We start from the raw sequence: 15,699 nt of genomic DNA on the forward strand, positions 1-15,699 counted from the left end.
TCAGCAGGTTATGGTTCCGTCGGATTGCTCAGATCCGATGGAGATCACGATGCCCTGGACCGAAATCACCCGCCTGCAATATGAGCGGCGTTGCCCTCGCTATGCAGTGACCTGACCGATGCGGAGTTCCCGCCGTATTCGACGGTGCAGGGCAATCTCTACGCGTGGTCGCGCGAGTGTCATATGTGGACGTATATGGCCCGTCCGATTGCAACAGACGGCTGGATCAGGATCGCTGGTCACAACTGCTGACGTATATCCGGCTTCCTGATACGGCTTGAAAATTCTTTGCCGCGAGCCCCGATGGGTTTTCGCCCACTTCCATCTCAATGCCCCGTAGACATTGGCTCAGGCCATGCCGGCCCACATATCAGGTTCGGGAAGCGACGGGGGGACCGTTTCGTCATCTCCTGCCATTTGTGCAATCGCTGGGGTGAGACCTTCTTTTCTCTCTTCCGTTTGCCGCTACGGCTATCGCCAGATCGTCGCGCTGCTGCGGTCGACGGCAGGCTGGGCGGTCAACGACAAGCGGGTCGAGCGCATCGCGCATATAAGAGAAGCTAACCCGTCACGCCTTTTTGCTATCCCCGCAACCTAAGTTCCTCTATACGGAAAAACGTTATTTAGGATCTATTTGACACCAAAATCGCCGAGAGGCGCCAGCGCTGTCATGAGGTAAGCAACGAAGGGCATGAACAGAGCACGACAGAAGCGAGCCACTATCAAAGACGTGGCTGATCAGTGCGGGCTTGCACTTTCTACGGTTTCGAACGCGTTATCCGGCACCCGCTTCGTTTCCGAAGAGACACGAGAGAAAGTTCTCAAAGCGGCATCCGAGGTCGGATATCGAGTCTCTTACGTGGCGCGCAGCATGCGGACCTCGCGCACGTACTCTCTCGGTATCCTAGTTGGTGACATTGCAAATCCATTCTTCCCGGAGATCGTACGAGGCGCAGAAGACGTGGCGTCTGCCGAGGGCTACAATCTGGTTCTCTGCAACACCGATTACCGAGAAGATAAGCAAAAGGCGTACATTGAGCTTTTGCGTAGCCAGCAAGTTGATGGATTGATTCTTGCTTCCCAGATTCCGAATCCCGCCGGTATTATCGAGCTGATAAACGATGGCGTTCCGCTTGTGCTAATCAACCAACATTATTCTGGCGTGGAAGCCGACTACGTAGGGGTAGACAACCACAAGGGCATGAAGGAGGTCTGTGATCACCTTTGGCGACTTGGTCATCGTCGCATTGGGTTTATCACGGGACGGATGGGATCCCCCGCTGCACAAGATCGGTTTGAGGGTTTTCAGCAGGCTATCGAAGCGCTCGGAGGGCATTGCGATGAACGACTGGTGAAGCCTGGCGATTACTCCTATGCATCAGGCACGGCTGCTGCTCGTCAGATGCTGGCGATGGTCGATCGCCCAACCGCAATAGTTGGCGCAAACGATCTGATGGCCTTGGGCGCAATCGAAGCCATAGAGGAATTCGGACTTCGGGCTCCTCAGGACATATCCATTATCGGCGTCGACGACATTTTCGTGTCCGCAATGCCCTGGGCTGGGCTAACCACGCTGCGGCATCCGAAATGGACAGTCGGTGCAACGGCTGCGCAGACGCTGATCTCCCGCATCAACAATCCGGGCAACCCGCTTAGCCGGACCATCATCCAGCCGGAGTTCATCATTCGCAGCACGTCCGGAGCCGCGAAGAAAGTAGCTTGATGCGGAATATCAAAATGCCGCAGCCATCCAGGGGCTGTGGCGTATAAACGTAGGGCGGTGCCGGCTTAGGGGCTAAGCGCCGAGCCCTCCCATCAGCATGTACTTGATCTCGACGAATTCATCGATGCCGTGCAGCGAGCCTTCGCGGCCGAGGCCGGATTCCTTGACGCCGCCGAAGGGGGCGACCTCGGTGCCGAGCATCGCCGAATTGATGCCGACCATGCCGTATTCCAGCTCCTCGGCGACGCGGAAGGCGCGGCCGAGATCCCGGGTGTAGAAATAGGCGGCCAGGCCGAAGGGCGTGTCGTTGGCGAGCGCGACGACCTCGTCCTCGTTCTTGAAGCTGTAGACCGGCGCGACCGGGCCGAAGGTCTCCTCGCGCGTCACCAGCATCCTGGTGGTCACGCCCGACAGCACGGTCGGCTCGTAGAAGCTGCGGCCGAGCGCATGGCGCTTGCCGCCGGTCACGACCCTGGCCCCGCCCGCCACCGCGTCGGCGACGTGACGCTCGACCTTCTCGACCGCGCGCGCATTGATCAGCGGCCCCTGGACGACGCCGACCTCGACGCCGTTGCCGACCTTCATCTTGGCGACCTCGCCGGCGAACTTCGCCACGAACGCGTCATGGATGCCCTCCTGCACGAAGAGCCGGTTGGTGCAGACGCAGGTCTGGCCCATATTGCGGAACTTGGCGGCGAGCGCGCCGGCCACCGCCGCATCGAGATCGGCATCGTCGAAGACGATGAAGGGCGCATTGCCGCCAAGCTCGAGCCCGACCTTCTTCACGGTCGAGGCCGCCTGCTGCATCAGGAGCTTGCCGACCGGGGTCGAGCCGGTGAAGCCGATGAAGCGCACCGCCGGATGGGAGGTCATCACGCCGCCGATCGCCACAGCATCACCGGTTACGACGTTGATCACGCCCTTGGGGAAGCCGGCGCGCTCGGCGAGCTCGACCAGTGCCAGCGCAGTCAGCGGGGTGTCCGGCGCCGGCTTGACCACGAAGGTGCAGCCCGCCGCGAGGCCGGGCGCGCATTTGCGGGTGATCATCGCCGCCGGGAAGTTCCAGGGCGTGATCGCAGCGCAGACGCCGACCGGCTGCTTCTGCACGATGATCCGCGAATTCGGGAAGGGCGAGGGAATCGTCTCGCCATAGATGCGCTTGGCTTCCTCGGCGTAGAACTCGACGAAGGAGGCGGCATAGGCGACCTCGCCGCGCGCCTCGGACAGGGGCTTGCCCTGCTCGGCCGTCATGATCTGCGCCAGATCCTCCTGGTTCGCCATGATCAGCTCGAACCATTTGCGCAGGATCGCCGAACGCTCCTTGGCCGACTTCTTCGCCCAGGGCTTGAAGGCGCGTGCCGCAGCCTCGACCGCGGCGGTCGTCTCATCGGCGCCGAAGCGCGGCACTTTCGCGAGAACCTCGCCGGTCGCCGGGTTGTCGACGACATCGGCGCCTTCGCCGATCCAGGCACCGTCGACATAGCACTGCGAGCGAAAAAGCGACGGGTCGTTGAGCTCGAGCATGATTGTCACCTAACGGACTGATTGTAGCGGGCTAGCAAAATCCCTGCTGCATCTTTGCGGTCGGAGGGCGGGACCGAAGCCCGCTTGGTTGTATGTCCTGGGAGAGAAAGCCTTCAGATCGCCTTGGCCACGCGCAGCCGTTGGGCGTCTGACGAAGACAGGTTCAGCCATTCGCTCAAGATTTCCTCTGTATGTTCGCCGATTCCGGGGCAGGAGCGTTGGAGCGCCATCGGGGTTTCGCTAAAGTTCACCGTGAACCCCTGCATGGGGACGTCGTGCTCGCCGTGCTTCGTCCAGATGATGTTGCCGTTGTGCTGAACTTGTGGGTTGTTCACGACGTCGGCGATCGTTGCGACCTTGGCGCTCGGAATTCGCCCTTCCTTCAGCATGGCCAGAACTGCATCAGTGCTCTGCGTTGAGGTCCAGGCTGCGATCTCCTGCTCGAGGGCCTCGACGTTTTCCAGACGGGCTGCGTTGCTCGCAAACCGTGGATCAATGGCTAGATCATTCCGTCCCATGCCAGCAGCGAGGAACTTGAACTTATCCTCCGGTGCTTGAAGAATGACCCAATCACCGTCTGCAGTCGGAAACGTGTTGCTCGGAGCCACAAAGCGGTCGCGGTTGCCATTGCGTGTGGTTCCCTGACCGAAGAGCATGAATTTCGGGATTGCGGTGACTAGGAGAGAGAGCGAACTGCTTAGAAGCGTTGTCTCGACGATTTGGCCGGCGCCGGTTCGCTCGCGGCTTTGGAGCGCGCCCATCGTCCCGATCGCTGCATAAAGCGCTGTCGAATAGTCCGCGACAAAAGTTCCGGCCATCGTAGGAGGTCCGTCCGGCTGGCCGGTGAGATCCATGATGCCCGACATCGCCTGAGCGATCATGTCGAAGCAGGGCTCATTGGAGTAGGGCCCGCTGGCACCGAAGCCAGAGATCCGAGTCATGATCAGTCGCGGATTGAGCTTGCTCACAACGTCCCAGCCGCACCCCATTTTTTCGAGCGTGCCGGGCAGGAAGTTCTCGATCACAACATCAGCCTGCTGCATCAAGTCTCGCAGGACGGCTTGCGCTTCGGGATGGCGGAAATTGAGAGTCATGCTCCGCTTATTGCGATTGAAAACCATCGTGTAGAGGCTTGAATCGGCAACGCGCGGGTGGAAGGCCCGAGTATTCTCTCCTTTCTCCGGCGTCTCGATCTTGATGACGTCCGCCCCCATGTCGCCAAGCAGCATGCCGCAGAAGGGGCCTGCGATGTATCGCGACAAGTCGAGGACCTTCAGCCCAGCCAGCGCACCCTGCATAACCCGCGTTCCTCCGAAAGCTTGTTGACATCGTTCTCGGACTTCTTATCCTGAAAAAACGATTTTTTATTAATCGGGCACACCTCAAGCGAGGTCAAGCCCGTTCTCGGGAGAAGGCGCTTGAAGCAGCAGAATTTCCAGCAGATCGAGGTTGGAGAAACGTTCGGGCCGACGCCGTTCCGGGTCGACGACCATTTCGTCAAGGGCTTCGCTTTCGCGGTCGATGACTGGAGCCCGCTCTACTTCAAGGCCCCGGGGGTGTGCGGCCCGCTGGCCCACAGTTCAGGCATCGCCAAGAAGCTGCTGCATATCTTCATGGAGAAGTATGACCCGCAGGGGATCAAGGCGGTCCATCTCAAGGAGGATATCTGGTTTCACGCTCCCGTGCGGTTCGATGATCTCGTCGCCTTGCGCGGCGAGTACACGGAGAAATTCGTCCGCAAGGGCAGGCCCAGCGTGGTGCTTGAAGGGGAGGCCCGCGACAACAAGGGCAATTTGCTCCTCAGGCAGCGTAGCGTTGAGATCGTGACAACGCTCGAGCCGCTCAAGGATTCTGATCCCAAGCCGGCCGATCTTCTGTCTGGCAGGCGTGTCAGCGGTCAATGGCCAGCGAACGGAACGCCGGCGAAAAGCGCCGCGGATGTGCGTGAGGCTGGTGCGCTGCTGCCGATCATGACGAAGAAGATCCACCAGGATCAGATGTCGATGTTCGTCGGCGCCAACGAGAACTGGAAAAACCTTCATACTGATCCGGACGTCGCCAAAGCGGCCGGGTTCGACACGACCATCATGTCCGGCATGATCCAGGTCTGCTGGTTCTCGGAAATGATGGTTTCGTTCTTCGGCGAGCCCTTCCTGTCGAATGGACGGCTCGGCGCGACATTTTTGGCGCCGGTCAAGAGTGGCGAGGTCATCGAATTGCGCGCGGTGGTTCGTAGCATTGCCGCAGACCGGACGATGGAAGTCGAGTTCTGGTCGGTCGATACGGCCGGCAAGATGACATCAGCCGGCTGGGCGATCGGCGGGGGCCGGTCCGCCTAAGACTGAACTCAAAAAATTCTGAAACCTCGGGAGGAGTCATCAATGGCATTCGTCGATCAGGCCAAGCAGCCGAAAGGGCGCTCGCTTCTTTCGGTTCGCGGATTGTGCAAGAGCTACGGTGGACTCAAGGCGGTGAAATCCGTCAGCCTCGAAATCCGTCCGGGCGAGGTTGTCGCGCTCGTCGGCGACAACGGCGCGGGCAAGTCCAGCTTCATCAAGATGCTCTCTGGCGTCATGATGCCCGACGAGGGCTCGATGCGGATGGAAGGGGCAGAGATCAAGCTCACCAGCCCTGCCGATGCTCGCAACTTCGGCATCGAAACACTGCACCAGCATCTGGGCCTTGTGGATGTCTTCAACGTTCAGGAGAACATCTTCTTGGGCCGCGAGCTCCAGACCAAGCGGTTCGGCATCTTCCCGGTGCTGGATCGGGCAAAGATGCGGAGCCAGACGGCCGATCTCCTCGAGCGGATCGGCCTCCAGCTTCCTGAGGTCGAGAGCCCGGTACGAGCAATGTCGGGAGGGCAGCGTCAATCGATTGCGATCGCCCGACTGCTGCTCAATGACGTGAAGTTGCTCATCATGGACGAGCCGATGGCGGCTCTGGGCGTCGACGAGGGCCGAAAGGTTCTCGAGTTGATCGACAGCCTTCGGGAGAAGGGGCTTTCGGTTCTGATCATCAGCCATAACCTGGAGCACGTTTTCACGATCGCCGATCGGATCGCCGTCATGAAAAATGGCAATCTCGTCGACGTGGTCGACACGAAGGCCGTCGATCACGACCAGGTAGTCAGCATGATCGTTAGCGGCAGGCCGGTGAACGCTCCGACGCACTAGGAGTAGCCCCGGACCGGTCAGTCGGGCCGGTCCGGGCACTGCTTTACCTGCTGATCCGAAGTTCCGCTTCAGCGTGAAACGAGATGAAGGCTTTCCAGTGAAAACATTGGCGATCGTTACCGGTGGCGGAACCGGGATTGGGCGCGCATGCGCCGAGAAGCTGGCCCAAAACCACCGTGTCATCTGCTGTGGGCTTGACCGTGATCAGGACTTTCCTGCGTCGCTGGAGTTCGTGAAGCTCGATGTCACCGACGCCAACGCGATTGCAAAATTCGCCGCATCAGTCGCGGAGGTGACAGTGCTGGTGAACTGCGCCGGCATCATCCTCCATGAAGGCCGTGAATTTCAGGCAGACGGCTTTCGCAAAGTCATGGATGTCAACGTGACGTCGGCCATGCTGGTGACAACCGCGTTCAGAGACGCGCTTGCGCGTTCGGGGGGCAGTGTTGTGAACATTGCTTCGATGTGGAGCTTCTTTGGCTCAGGGCGTAACCCGGCCTATGCTACGAGCAAGGGTGCGATCGTGCAGCTGACCCGCTCGCTCGCCGTAGCTTTCGCGGACCAAGGAATCCGCGTGAACGCGGTGGCCCCTGGTTGGATTAGAACGCGCCTTTCGGCCGGAGCCTTGGAAAACCCAGAACGAAGTGAAGCCATCATGGCCCGCCTGCCGATGAAACGCTGGGGTGAGCCAAGCGATGTTGCTGACGTGGTCGCGTTCCTGACGTCGCATGCGGCGCGATACGTGACAGGGGTCATTCTTCCGGTCGACGGCGGCTACGGCATCGCCTGAGCCGCCGTCCGGAATTAGGCGAAGATCGCTTCTGCTTTACGCATCGCGGCGACAAACTGCGGTGCCGTGACTGGCGAAGGAAAATTCGCCATGTGGGGGGCCGCCAGCGTCAACCCAGCTATCGTTTCGAATGAGTCCTGCGTGATATCGGATTGGCCGAGATCGGCAAGAGTCAGAGGCAAGCCAACCTCGCGATAGAACGCTGCGTGATCAGCCAGGAATTCTTCGCTACGACCCTCCAGCACGAGCTGAACCGTGACGCCATAGGCCACCTGAAGGCCGTGCAGGGCGTTTGCCACCGGCTTGACTGCGGAGAGACCTCTTGTCATCGCGTGCGCGATGCAAAGCCCGCCATTCTCGAAGCTAAGGCCGGAAAGCAGCACGCAGGCCTCGACCACGCGCTCGAATGAAGCGTCCGTCTGTTGCTTGGCGACGGCGTTGAGGGCGGCGAGACCGTCGGCGCGGAGAATGTCGTAGGCGCTGCGAGCCATTGCCAAAGCTGCCATGGACGGGCCCGAACCGAAGACATTACGTCCTGCAGCGGCGACGCAGGCTTCGACCTCGTACTTCTTCACCAGGCAGTCGCCGATCCCCGCCCTGAGAAAGACCGCGGGTGCCCGAACGATGATGTCCGTGTCCACGAGGACAAGATCCGGATTCGTGGGGAGCTTTTCGACGCTCAGGAGCCGGTGCTCTGCGTCATAGAGGACGTAAATGTGACTGGTGGGAGAATCATTTGAGGCGATCGTCGGTATCGTCGCGATGTGGCTGTTGAGGCGACCGCTGAGTGCCTTGCCAGAATCGATGCATTTGCCGCCACCGGCTGCAACGATAATCTCTGGCCGAAGCCTGCTCAGTTGCTCCTCAAGCGCGGCGATACCTTCAGGCGATGACTCGCCTGAGAATGAGATCACACTGAGCGAGACGCCCGCGTTTTCACAGCTGCTGGCAATCGCCGGCAGAAGGATCGCCTGGACCCCGGCGTCGACGACTAGAGCCGCGCTCTTACCCAATCGAGTGAGCTCTGCTCCAAGCATATTCAGCGTGCCTGGGCCCTGCACGTAGCGGCTTGGCGATCCGAAAATGATCATGAGTAGGTCTCGACTATGGAGGGCGTCAGCGCTGACCGGCAACCTTGGCGTGGCCGATCTGATTTGCGGGGGCGACGAGGGAAGCCGGATTTGTCTGGGGAATAGTGACGCTCGGCATCGGACCAAGCGACGGACAGTTGTCGATAAACTCGACCCAGGACTGCAGCTGGAATTTGAGCATAGCGTCGCCTCTCACGATCTGATGCCCCTTCTTTTCGGCAGCTGTGAGCAGCTTTGTCATGATTGGTTCCATCACGACGTCTGCAACGACTGCCGAGGCCTTGAGCCGATCGATAGCGAAAGGCAGTCCGTCGGACGCCTTTAGACCCAGTGATGTCGCATTCACTGCTACATCAACGAGTTCAGGTCGATCGTCCGCAACGCTGGTTCCGACGTCAGGAAACCGCTTCTGAACGGCAGCAAGCAGCTCCTCTGCCTTGTTCTGCGAGCGGTTGCAGATGCAGAGATGCCTGATGCCGGCGTCGGCAAGGCTGAAGGCGATAGCGCGCGCCACGCCTCCAGCCCCGGCGAGATAGATCGACTTTCCGGCGATGCTGCCGGTGGCATCCTCAAGGGACTGGCGGAAGCCGACGCCGTCGAAATTCGCCCCCGTCATTCGACCGCTTGCGTCGCGTCGCAGAATGTTGACGGCACCGGCGATGCTCGCCGACGCGTCGAACTCGTCGCAGAACTCGAGCATGGAGATCTTGTGGGGCACCGTCACGACGATGCCCCTCAAATTCGATACCGAACGCAGTCCCTGAACCACCTCAGACAGCTTGTCCGGGGTGACGTGCACAGGAACCAAAACGGCGTCGATCCCGCATTTTTCGAGATGCGCGTTGAACATTTGAGGTGTTCTCACATGTCCAATCGGATCTGCGACAATACAGAACAATTTTGTGCGGCCGGAAATCATGAAATCCTCGGAGAAGCTGCGGGTCCGATGCGGTGAATTCCGGCTCAAGCTGCGGCTTGCGTCGGGCCCAGGAGGATTCCCCGCGGATCGATCTCATTGCGAATGATCGAGATTTCCTCGTCAGTCGGGACCGGCGTTTCGGGAACTTCGTCGAGGTTGCCGAGGTCAAATCCAGTCGAAGCCCTCAGATCGTCGCGGGACACGCCGGGATGTATCGATCGCACCTTCATGCGACCCTCCTGCTTGTCGAAATCGAAGAAGCATTTGGGCGTGATGACCAATTCGGGGCCACCCCGACGAAGCCCCAGCTTACGGCGCCCTTCGAGGCCACCCGGATAGCCGACGCCGGCGACGTAATCGACCTTTTCCACGATGGTGCGGCTGTCGTGCCGAGGCATCATCACGTATTCCCGCCCGAACATCGAAAAGTGCTCCGGCAACAGAATGGGGCCAACCAAACGCACCTTCGGACGCTTGTGATCGCCGATGCACACGCTGTTGATGTTGCCAACTCGATCGATTTGGACGCCGGAGCCGAAGCCGAAGCTGATATTCCCGCGTCGGAGGCTGAACTGACCGGGATAGGTGAGGAGCTGGGATTCGCAGGGCAGGTCCCGAAGGCGCTCATCGAATTCGGCGTCGGGCAACTGGTCGAGTTCCGACAAATCCGGATTGTGGACCCACCCGGCCAGCAGGACCGTTAGATTTGGCGCATGGATGCGCCGGGCGAGCTCCATTGCAACGAGCGGAATCGCGGTTGCATACAGTGCTGCGGCTGCGCCTGTCGCCAAGCCGGTGAAGCCAAGCTCGCCATCCTTCAGGTCACGGGCCAGGTTGGCGACGAGCAGTTCATTGAGCGTGTAATCTGAGGCTGTCATTTCTGGGTATCCACCTGCATGAGGGAGGCCAGATGCGCGCCGCCGATCTTGTCGAGATAGGCGGCGTTGTCCGTGGTTTGGTGGACGAATTCGTCGAGATAGCTCGCGAAGGTCTCAACTGACTGCGATGCCTCGACATAGGCCTGCCAGTGCTTCTCATCGTCCTGATAGCGGCCGAGCATTGAGGTCGGGTGCGCCCCGAGGGGGGCGACGCAGACAGCGCTGACGCGCACGGCCGGAATTTCAACGGTATAAGCGTGGCGCTTCAGATAGTTCTCGCTGACGATCCTCTCGACCGTCACGATGACCGTGTCGCAGCAGCGTGCGAGCGTGATATCCAAACTCTGCGGCAGATTGCGGTAGGTTGGCATGACGATGTTGCCGTAGACGTCGGCCGCCAACGCGTGCACCACGACCACATCGGGAGCAGCTGCCGGCAGGGCGTGCAGGGGATCCCCTGAGATCGGACAATTGAACGCCTTGATATCGGGGTTGAGCCGAACGACGTCGGTGCCGCCGAGCCCTTGAGCTGGCCAGAACGCCAAGTTTTCCTGGCTGGCCCGGAAGCGGTCCCAGCTCAGCAACTCCGGATAATCGACGATGTCGAAGCCATCCTGCTCGCAAGCGCGGCGGAAATTTTTGGCCAGACCGTATTTCTCGAAACCGACATAGCTCGTTTCGACCTTGCTGACGGCGCCGGCACCAATGAGCATGTCGGTATCGATGCTGTTGGTTACCCCAACAATCGTCAAATCGCGCCGCTTCTGTCGAACCAGCTCGCGAACAAAGGCCATCGGGCGTTGATAGATAGCGAACCCGCCGAGAGCGATCCGTACGCCATCCTTGACCAATCCGGCCGCCTCTTGAAGGCTTTTGACCTTGGTGGAGCGCTGCTTTCGCGCGCTTGATGTCGATGCCTCTGACAAGCGTTCCTCCACAAAATCGTTTTTCTAGATTTCACTGATATAGGCGCTATTCTTTCCCAAATGCAAGCCGCTTCAACCGTCGAAGCGTGATGGGGTGGCTGGTAGGCCGGCGTCGTCAGGAAATTTCTGCGACGCAGCAGAAACGTACGTGGCGCTGCACAATCGTAAAAGGCTATTGACAGCCTTCCGCTAAGCCGCATATTCGTAAAAAAACGTTTTTGCAAACGAAGATTTTGCCGAAGGGGGGCCGCGCAGGGGCCCTGCGCAGGGCTTTCCATCAGAGGGCCGACTGCGGGCAAGCGGGAGGAGAAAAGAATGGCCAGCACTCAAAGCGCGATCGTTGCCAAGCGTCCGGACGAGGGGGCAGCGTCCTCGCGCCGTATCGGCAGGACTTTGTTGAGATACAGTCACGTGGTCGCGCTGGTCGTGCTGATCCTTGCTGCTGCAATCGCATCGCCGTACTTCTTTGAAGTCCGCAATATCATGAACCTGCTTCGTGGTGCGGCGCCGATGGCGATCGTTGCGATCGGCATGACGGTGGTTATTCTCAATAAGGGAATTGACCTGTCTGTCGGATCCGTCCTGGGCGTCTCCGCGATGATCATAGGCATGGTCAGTCCGCAGAGCCCGCTGCTCGCAATCCTCCTCGCCTTGTTGGCCGGAACTGCTTTGGGCGTGGTCAACGGAATTCTTATCACCAAGGCTCGGCTCCAGCCCTTCATTGCTACGTTGGCGATGCTGATCTTTGCCCGTGGCATCGTTTACATTGTCACCGATGGCGCAAATATCGTTCTGCGCCAGCCGCCGGCGTGGTTCTCCTTCATCGGCTCCGGGTATGTGGGCCCAGTGCCCATGCCGGTCATCATTGCAGCGGCTGTGTGGGCGGTGGTGGCATATGTGCTGGGTGGGCTGCGTTTCGGCCGGCACATCTATGCGGTTGGTGCCAACGAGGAGGCTGCTCGCCTCTACGGTATCCCGGTCGATTGGGTAAAGATTCGCGTCTACGCCATCAGCGGCTTCCTCGCTGCGCTAGCCGGTGTCCTGGTGGTTGGCCGCCTTACGGTGGCTGAGCCAAACGCCGGGCAGCTCATCGAACTTGATGCCATCTCCGCGACCTTGATTGGGGGCACGACCTTCGACGGCGGCGTTGGCGGCATTCACGGCACCATCCTCGGTGTCCTGATCCTCGCTGTTCTCGGAAATATCCTCAACCTGATGGGTATTTCTCCGTTTGTTCAAATGCTTCTGCAGGGCGTCATCATCGTGGTGGCCGTGATCATGAGCGATATTCGCTCTCGCTTGAAGAAATAACAGTCCAACGGGAGGAACTATCATGGAAAAAAAGAACGGGATTATTGCGCCGACACGTCGCGGCATTCTGAGAAGTGGCGCTTCACTGGCCGGATTGTCTCTGATCGCGTCGCCTCTCGTGGTGCGATCGAGTTACGCGCAGACCAAGCTCGCCGGCAAGAAAATCGGTTACTCGATGAGCTTCTCGACGATCGAGTGGCTTGTCGCGCAACGCCGTGGCGTGACTGAAACGGCAGCGCGATTTGGCTTCGATCTCACGGTGGCCGATGCAGCCGACAAGCCCACGAAGCAGGTGCAGGATCTCGAGGATCTGGTCACCCGCCGAATGGACCTCATCATCGTCTCAACCTACTACGCCGAGGCCATCACGCCGGCGATCAAGGAGATCAACAAGGCAGGTATTCCGCTTGTTGTTCTCTCGTCGTCGTTGGCTGGCGATTCCGACTGGACCTGCCGTCTGGCAGCGGACAATCTCGGCACCGCGCGTAGCGCCGGCAAATACTATGTCGACAAGCTCGGGAAATCCGCGAAGGTCGTTCAGATCGAAGGGAAGACCGGCTCGGTCGTGAACCAGGAGCGCAGCAAGGGCTGGCGCGAAGAGATCGAGAAGGCCGGTGTCCAGATCGTCGGCCATGCGGTTGCGAACTACGAGCGCTCGCAGGCCTTGCGGAAGATGGAGGACTTCCTCCAGGCCCAACGCCAGATCAACGGCGTGTACTGCAACAACGACGATATGGCGCTTGGTGCGCTTCAGGCAGCGAAGGAAGCCGGTCGCAGCAAAGGCATGATGATCACGGGGTATGACGGCATCCAGCCGCAAGTCATGGCCGCGATTCATGCCGGCGATCTCCATGGCACCTGGCAATACACGCCCATGGGCGTGGAGGGCGTCGAGGTCGCCGCCAAGATTCTGCAAGGCGAGAAGGTACCGAAGGAAATCCTGTTCCAGTCGCCGCTGATCACCAAAGAAAACGTCACTGAAATTTGGGATCCGTCGACTAACCAGATGAAGCCGTTCAAGTCACAACTGAATCTCTGACCTAGTATGGCGACGCCACGTGCGGCGTCGCCTTTCTTCAAAAATCGAGGTATCGCCGATGACAGCACTCTCCGCTGCGAGTGCGCGTAAAAACGCGCCCGTTCTAACCGCGTCAGAACTTGCGCGGCTGCGCGAGAAGGCCCGCTTTGTCCGCCTGGAAACAATCCGGCTTATCGAGATTGCGAAGGTCGGGCACTACAGCTCAGTCTTCTCCGCCGCGGAGATCTTCGCTGCGCTCTATTACGACGTCATGTCTCTGCGTCACGGAGAGCCGGATTGGCCGGATCGTGACCGCTTCTTGATGGGGAAGGGACATGCCGCGGTCGGCCTTTTCCCGATCCTGGCGGAATACGGATACATCTCCAAGGAAACGCTCGACGGCTATACGCGTCTGGGCAACCCTCTCGGCGACCATCCGGACATGCGCAAGGTTCCGGGTGTCGATTTCAGCTCCGGTTCGATCGGTCATGCGCTTTCTGCCGGCGCGGGGATGGCGCTCGGAGGCAAGCTTTCAGGCCGGGAGTTTTCGGTTTTCGTCATGCTCGGCGATGGCGAGATGCAGGAGGGACAGGTTTGGGAAGCGGCGACCTTCGCCGCGCATCACAAGCTGTCGCGTCTTGTCGCCATCGTCGACCGCAACGGTTTCCAGCTCGACGGCGCAGTCGACGACGTCATGGGAATTGAGCCGCTCGCCGACAAGTGGCGCGCCTTCGGGTGGGAGACCCATGAGGTGGACGGACACAACCTTCCAGAGCTCACGGCGCTGCTGCGTCAGGTCCAGGAAGACACCGAGAGGGGGACGCCCGTCTGCATCGTCGCGCGAACGCTCAAAGGGAAGGGCGTCTCCTACATGGAGACCGAGCCCGGTTGGCACCTGGGTTATCTCGATCCCGCGGACGCCGAACGCGCCATCGCTGAAATCAAGAACCGCGAGATCTAACCAATGAACGGGCCACAGTCTCCCAATTCCTGGCAATATCGCGCGCTGAACGCGGCCAATCCCGGTCTTAACTTCTTCTCGGACGCTCTTATCGATCTGGTCGAGGCGGGGCACCCCGTCATCGCTGGCGCGGCCGACTTGCAGTACTCGAACGGCCTCAACAAGTTCGCCGACAGGTTCCCCGACCGCTACATCCAGTTCGGCATTTCCGAGCAGAATATGGTGACGGCTGCGGCGGGCCTGGCGACGACGGGCCATATGCCTTTCGTCGCCACATTCGCGTCCTTCCTCGGCCTGCTGTGCTGCGAGCAGATCCGCATGGACGTCGCTTACTGCGCTCAGAAGGTTCGCTTGGTCGGACACCATACCGGCATCTCACTGGGCTTCTACGGTACCTCGCACCACGCCACCGAGGATATCGCTACGATGAGGGCAATTGCCGACCTGACGGTGATCTCGCCCGCGGACGGCCCCCAGCTGGCATCGGCGATCAAGGCATCGGTCGATTGGGATCAGCCGATCTATTTCCGGATCGGTCGAGGCCGGGAACCTGATGTCTATGAGAACGGGCTTCCGTTCACCATTGGCAAGGCGATCGAGCATATGCAGGGGGACGAGCTGACGATCATCGCCTGTGGTCTGCCGGTTCATCCGTCGCTTGAGGTTGCCCGGCGCCTGAATGCTCAAGGCCGCTCGATCGGCGTCATCGATATGGCTACGGTCAAGCCCATCGACCGGGAAGCCATTCTTCGCGCCGCGGCGCGCTCCAAGATCATCATGACGATTGAGGAGCACAACGTTCTCGGCGGTCTGGGCTCAGCGGTGGCCGAGGTCATGGCCGATGAAGGCGCTGGGGTCCCGCTTGTGAGGCACGGCATCTATGACGAATACAGCCTCATTGCCCCGCCGACGCACCTCTACAGCCACTACAAGCTCGACGCCCCCGGGATCGAGCAGGTCGTTGTCGAGGCTCTCAACAAGCGTAAGGCCTGACGAACGAGTTCAGGCGGAGCCAACGAGCTCCTCGAGATGTGAAGGGGCGGCTCTGACGGAGCCGCCTTTTTTACCTGTTGGTTTAGCTCTTCACGGCCTTCGTGGTGAGGCCAGAGACCATGTAGCGGTGAAACGTATATTAGATCGCGGCCGGCGGGAGCGCATAGAGCAGCCCGGTGGTCATAAGCAGTTCCCAAGGGGAGACATCCGCCGAGAGCAAATTACCGAGCGCGGCCGGCAGCTTGTCCGAGGCTTTTCTTGTGGTTCACGACAAACCCGCGGTGCCGCCGCGCTGCCTGCATCCGGCGGTAGCCATAGGCCTCGAAGCTCTTCTTCACCGCGCGCTGCGCTTTTCGACCTCCTGCGTCGTATAGCAGGTCGGGCCCGTT

General features: G+C 60.0%; 14 protein-coding genes and 2 pseudogenes. 9 read left to right on the forward strand and 7 right to left on the reverse strand.

The window, feature by feature from the left end; translation table 11 throughout:
* Positions 1-463: 463 nt before the first annotated feature.
* Together AC3RCC_RS09970 and AC3RCC_RS09975 are read left to right on the forward strand one after the other, a co-directional pair.
* Positions 464-544: pseudogene (locus AC3RCC_RS09970) on the forward strand (IS3 family transposase); the annotation flags it as partial.
* A 147-nt stretch (positions 545-691) separates the two neighbouring features.
* The gene (locus AC3RCC_RS09975) at positions 692-1,723 is read left to right on the forward strand and encodes a LacI family DNA-binding transcriptional regulator (RefSeq protein ID WP_291636335.1); all 1,032 of its coding nucleotides are present in this window, start codon (positions 692-694) and stop codon (positions 1,721-1,723) included.
* Positions 1,724-1,795: 72 nt separating this feature from the next.
* Here the strand turns inward: AC3RCC_RS09975 and AC3RCC_RS09980 are convergent, their stop codons facing one another.
* Both AC3RCC_RS09980 and AC3RCC_RS09985 read right to left on the reverse strand, forming a co-directional pair.
* Positions 1,796-3,247: an NAD-dependent succinate-semialdehyde dehydrogenase gene (locus AC3RCC_RS09980; RefSeq protein WP_492258324.1), complete on the reverse strand. Its 1,452-nt coding sequence runs from the start codon at positions 3,245-3,247 to the stop codon at positions 1,796-1,798.
* A gap of 113 nt (positions 3,248-3,360) precedes the next feature.
* Complete coding sequence (locus AC3RCC_RS09985) at positions 3,361-4,545, reverse strand: CaiB/BaiF CoA transferase family protein (protein ID WP_492258325.1); 1,185 nt, start codon at positions 4,543-4,545, stop codon at positions 3,361-3,363.
* Between the two features lie 120 nt (positions 4,546-4,665).
* Here AC3RCC_RS09985 and AC3RCC_RS09990 point away from each other — a divergent pair, with 120 nt between their 5' ends.
* From AC3RCC_RS09990 to AC3RCC_RS10000, 3 genes are all read left to right on the forward strand, one after another.
* The gene (locus tag AC3RCC_RS09990) at positions 4,666-5,586 is read left to right on the forward strand and encodes a MaoC family dehydratase (RefSeq protein ID WP_492258326.1); all 921 of its coding nucleotides are present in this window, start codon (positions 4,666-4,668) and stop codon (positions 5,584-5,586) included.
* Between the two features lie 42 nt (positions 5,587-5,628).
* A complete protein-coding gene (locus AC3RCC_RS09995) occupies positions 5,629-6,423 on the forward strand; it encodes an ATP-binding cassette domain-containing protein (RefSeq protein ID WP_291635519.1) in 795 nt (264 codons plus the stop codon).
* A 73-nt stretch (positions 6,424-6,496) separates the two neighbouring features.
* Positions 6,497-7,213 (forward strand): SDR family NAD(P)-dependent oxidoreductase, encoded by a 717-nt coding sequence (locus AC3RCC_RS10000; protein WP_492258327.1) that lies wholly within the window; start codon positions 6,497-6,499, stop codon positions 7,211-7,213.
* Between the two features lie 14 nt (positions 7,214-7,227).
* Here the strand turns inward: AC3RCC_RS10000 and AC3RCC_RS10005 are convergent, their stop codons facing one another.
* From AC3RCC_RS10005 to AC3RCC_RS10020, 4 genes are all read right to left on the reverse strand, one after another.
* A complete protein-coding gene (locus tag AC3RCC_RS10005; protein ID WP_492258328.1) occupies positions 7,228-8,304 on the reverse strand; it encodes a glycerol dehydrogenase in 1,077 nt (358 codons plus the stop codon).
* A 25-nt stretch (positions 8,305-8,329) separates the two neighbouring features.
* Complete coding sequence (locus AC3RCC_RS10010) at positions 8,330-9,154, reverse strand: shikimate dehydrogenase family protein (RefSeq protein WP_492258329.1); 825 nt, start codon at positions 9,152-9,154, stop codon at positions 8,330-8,332.
* Between the two features lie 113 nt (positions 9,155-9,267).
* Positions 9,268-10,101 carry a hypothetical protein gene (locus AC3RCC_RS10015; protein ID WP_452119904.1) on the reverse strand — a complete coding sequence of 278 codons (834 nt, stop codon included), beginning with the start codon at positions 10,099-10,101 and terminating at the stop codon, positions 9,268-9,270.
* The gene (locus tag AC3RCC_RS10020; RefSeq protein ID WP_492258330.1) at positions 10,098-11,027 is read right to left on the reverse strand and encodes a CoA transferase subunit A; all 930 of its coding nucleotides are present in this window, start codon (positions 11,025-11,027) and stop codon (positions 10,098-10,100) included. The genes AC3RCC_RS10015 and AC3RCC_RS10020 overlap by 4 nt, the downstream gene beginning before the upstream one ends.
* A gap of 315 nt (positions 11,028-11,342) precedes the next feature.
* Here AC3RCC_RS10020 and AC3RCC_RS10025 point away from each other — a divergent pair, with 315 nt between their 5' ends.
* The 4 genes from AC3RCC_RS10025 to AC3RCC_RS10040 are packed head-to-tail and all read left to right on the forward strand — an operon-like array spanning position 11,343 to position 15,310.
* Positions 11,343-12,338: an ABC transporter permease gene (locus tag AC3RCC_RS10025; RefSeq protein WP_291635512.1), complete on the forward strand. Its 996-nt coding sequence runs from the start codon at positions 11,343-11,345 to the stop codon at positions 12,336-12,338.
* A gap of 22 nt (positions 12,339-12,360) precedes the next feature.
* Complete coding sequence (locus tag AC3RCC_RS10030; protein WP_291635511.1) at positions 12,361-13,377, forward strand: substrate-binding domain-containing protein; 1,017 nt, start codon at positions 12,361-12,363, stop codon at positions 13,375-13,377.
* A 58-nt stretch (positions 13,378-13,435) separates the two neighbouring features.
* Positions 13,436-14,317, forward strand: a complete 882-nt coding sequence (locus AC3RCC_RS10035) for a transketolase (protein WP_291635510.1) — start codon at positions 13,436-13,438, stop codon at positions 14,315-14,317.
* A gap of 3 nt (positions 14,318-14,320) precedes the next feature.
* Positions 14,321-15,310, forward strand: coding sequence for a transketolase family protein (locus tag AC3RCC_RS10040; protein WP_492258331.1), 990 nt, complete (start codon positions 14,321-14,323; stop codon positions 15,308-15,310).
* Positions 15,311-15,449: 139 nt separating this feature from the next.
* Here the strand turns inward: AC3RCC_RS10040 and AC3RCC_RS10045 are convergent.
* Positions 15,450-15,551: pseudogene (locus AC3RCC_RS10045) on the reverse strand (carbohydrate ABC transporter permease); the annotation flags it as partial.
* Between the last annotated feature and the right edge of the window lie 148 nt (positions 15,552-15,699).

The organism is Allobosea sp. GW823-FHT01F03 (genome assembly GCF_058798075.1).

Excerpts from the sequence above, each read along its gene's own strand:
- AC3RCC_RS09975 (WP_291636335.1), top strand. The coding sequence starts at position 692 with ATGAACAGAGCACGACAGAAGCGAGCCACTATCAAAGACGTGGCTGAT.
- AC3RCC_RS10040 (WP_492258331.1), top strand. The coding sequence starts at position 14,321 with ATGAACGGGCCACAGTCTCCCAATTCCTGGCAATATCGCGCGCTGAAC.
- AC3RCC_RS09985 (WP_492258325.1), bottom strand. The coding sequence starts at position 4,545 with ATGCAGGGTGCGCTGGCTGGGCTGAAGGTCCTCGACTTGTCGCGATAC.
- AC3RCC_RS10010 (WP_492258329.1), bottom strand. The coding sequence starts at position 9,154 with ATGTTCAACGCGCATCTCGAAAAATGCGGGATCGACGCCGTTTTGGTT.
- AC3RCC_RS09980 (WP_492258324.1), bottom strand. The coding sequence starts at position 3,247 with ATGCTCGAGCTCAACGACCCGTCGCTTTTTCGCTCGCAGTGCTATGTC.
- AC3RCC_RS09995 (WP_291635519.1), top strand. The coding sequence starts at position 5,629 with ATGGCATTCGTCGATCAGGCCAAGCAGCCGAAAGGGCGCTCGCTTCTT.
- AC3RCC_RS10025 (WP_291635512.1), top strand. The coding sequence starts at position 11,343 with ATGGCCAGCACTCAAAGCGCGATCGTTGCCAAGCGTCCGGACGAGGGG.
- AC3RCC_RS10035 (WP_291635510.1), top strand. The coding sequence starts at position 13,436 with ATGACAGCACTCTCCGCTGCGAGTGCGCGTAAAAACGCGCCCGTTCTA.
- AC3RCC_RS10015 (WP_452119904.1), bottom strand. The coding sequence starts at position 10,101 with ATGACAGCCTCAGATTACACGCTCAATGAACTGCTCGTCGCCAACCTG.
- AC3RCC_RS10005 (WP_492258328.1), bottom strand. The coding sequence starts at position 8,304 with ATGATCATTTTCGGATCGCCAAGCCGCTACGTGCAGGGCCCAGGCACG.
- AC3RCC_RS10030 (WP_291635511.1), top strand. The coding sequence starts at position 12,361 with ATGGAAAAAAAGAACGGGATTATTGCGCCGACACGTCGCGGCATTCTG.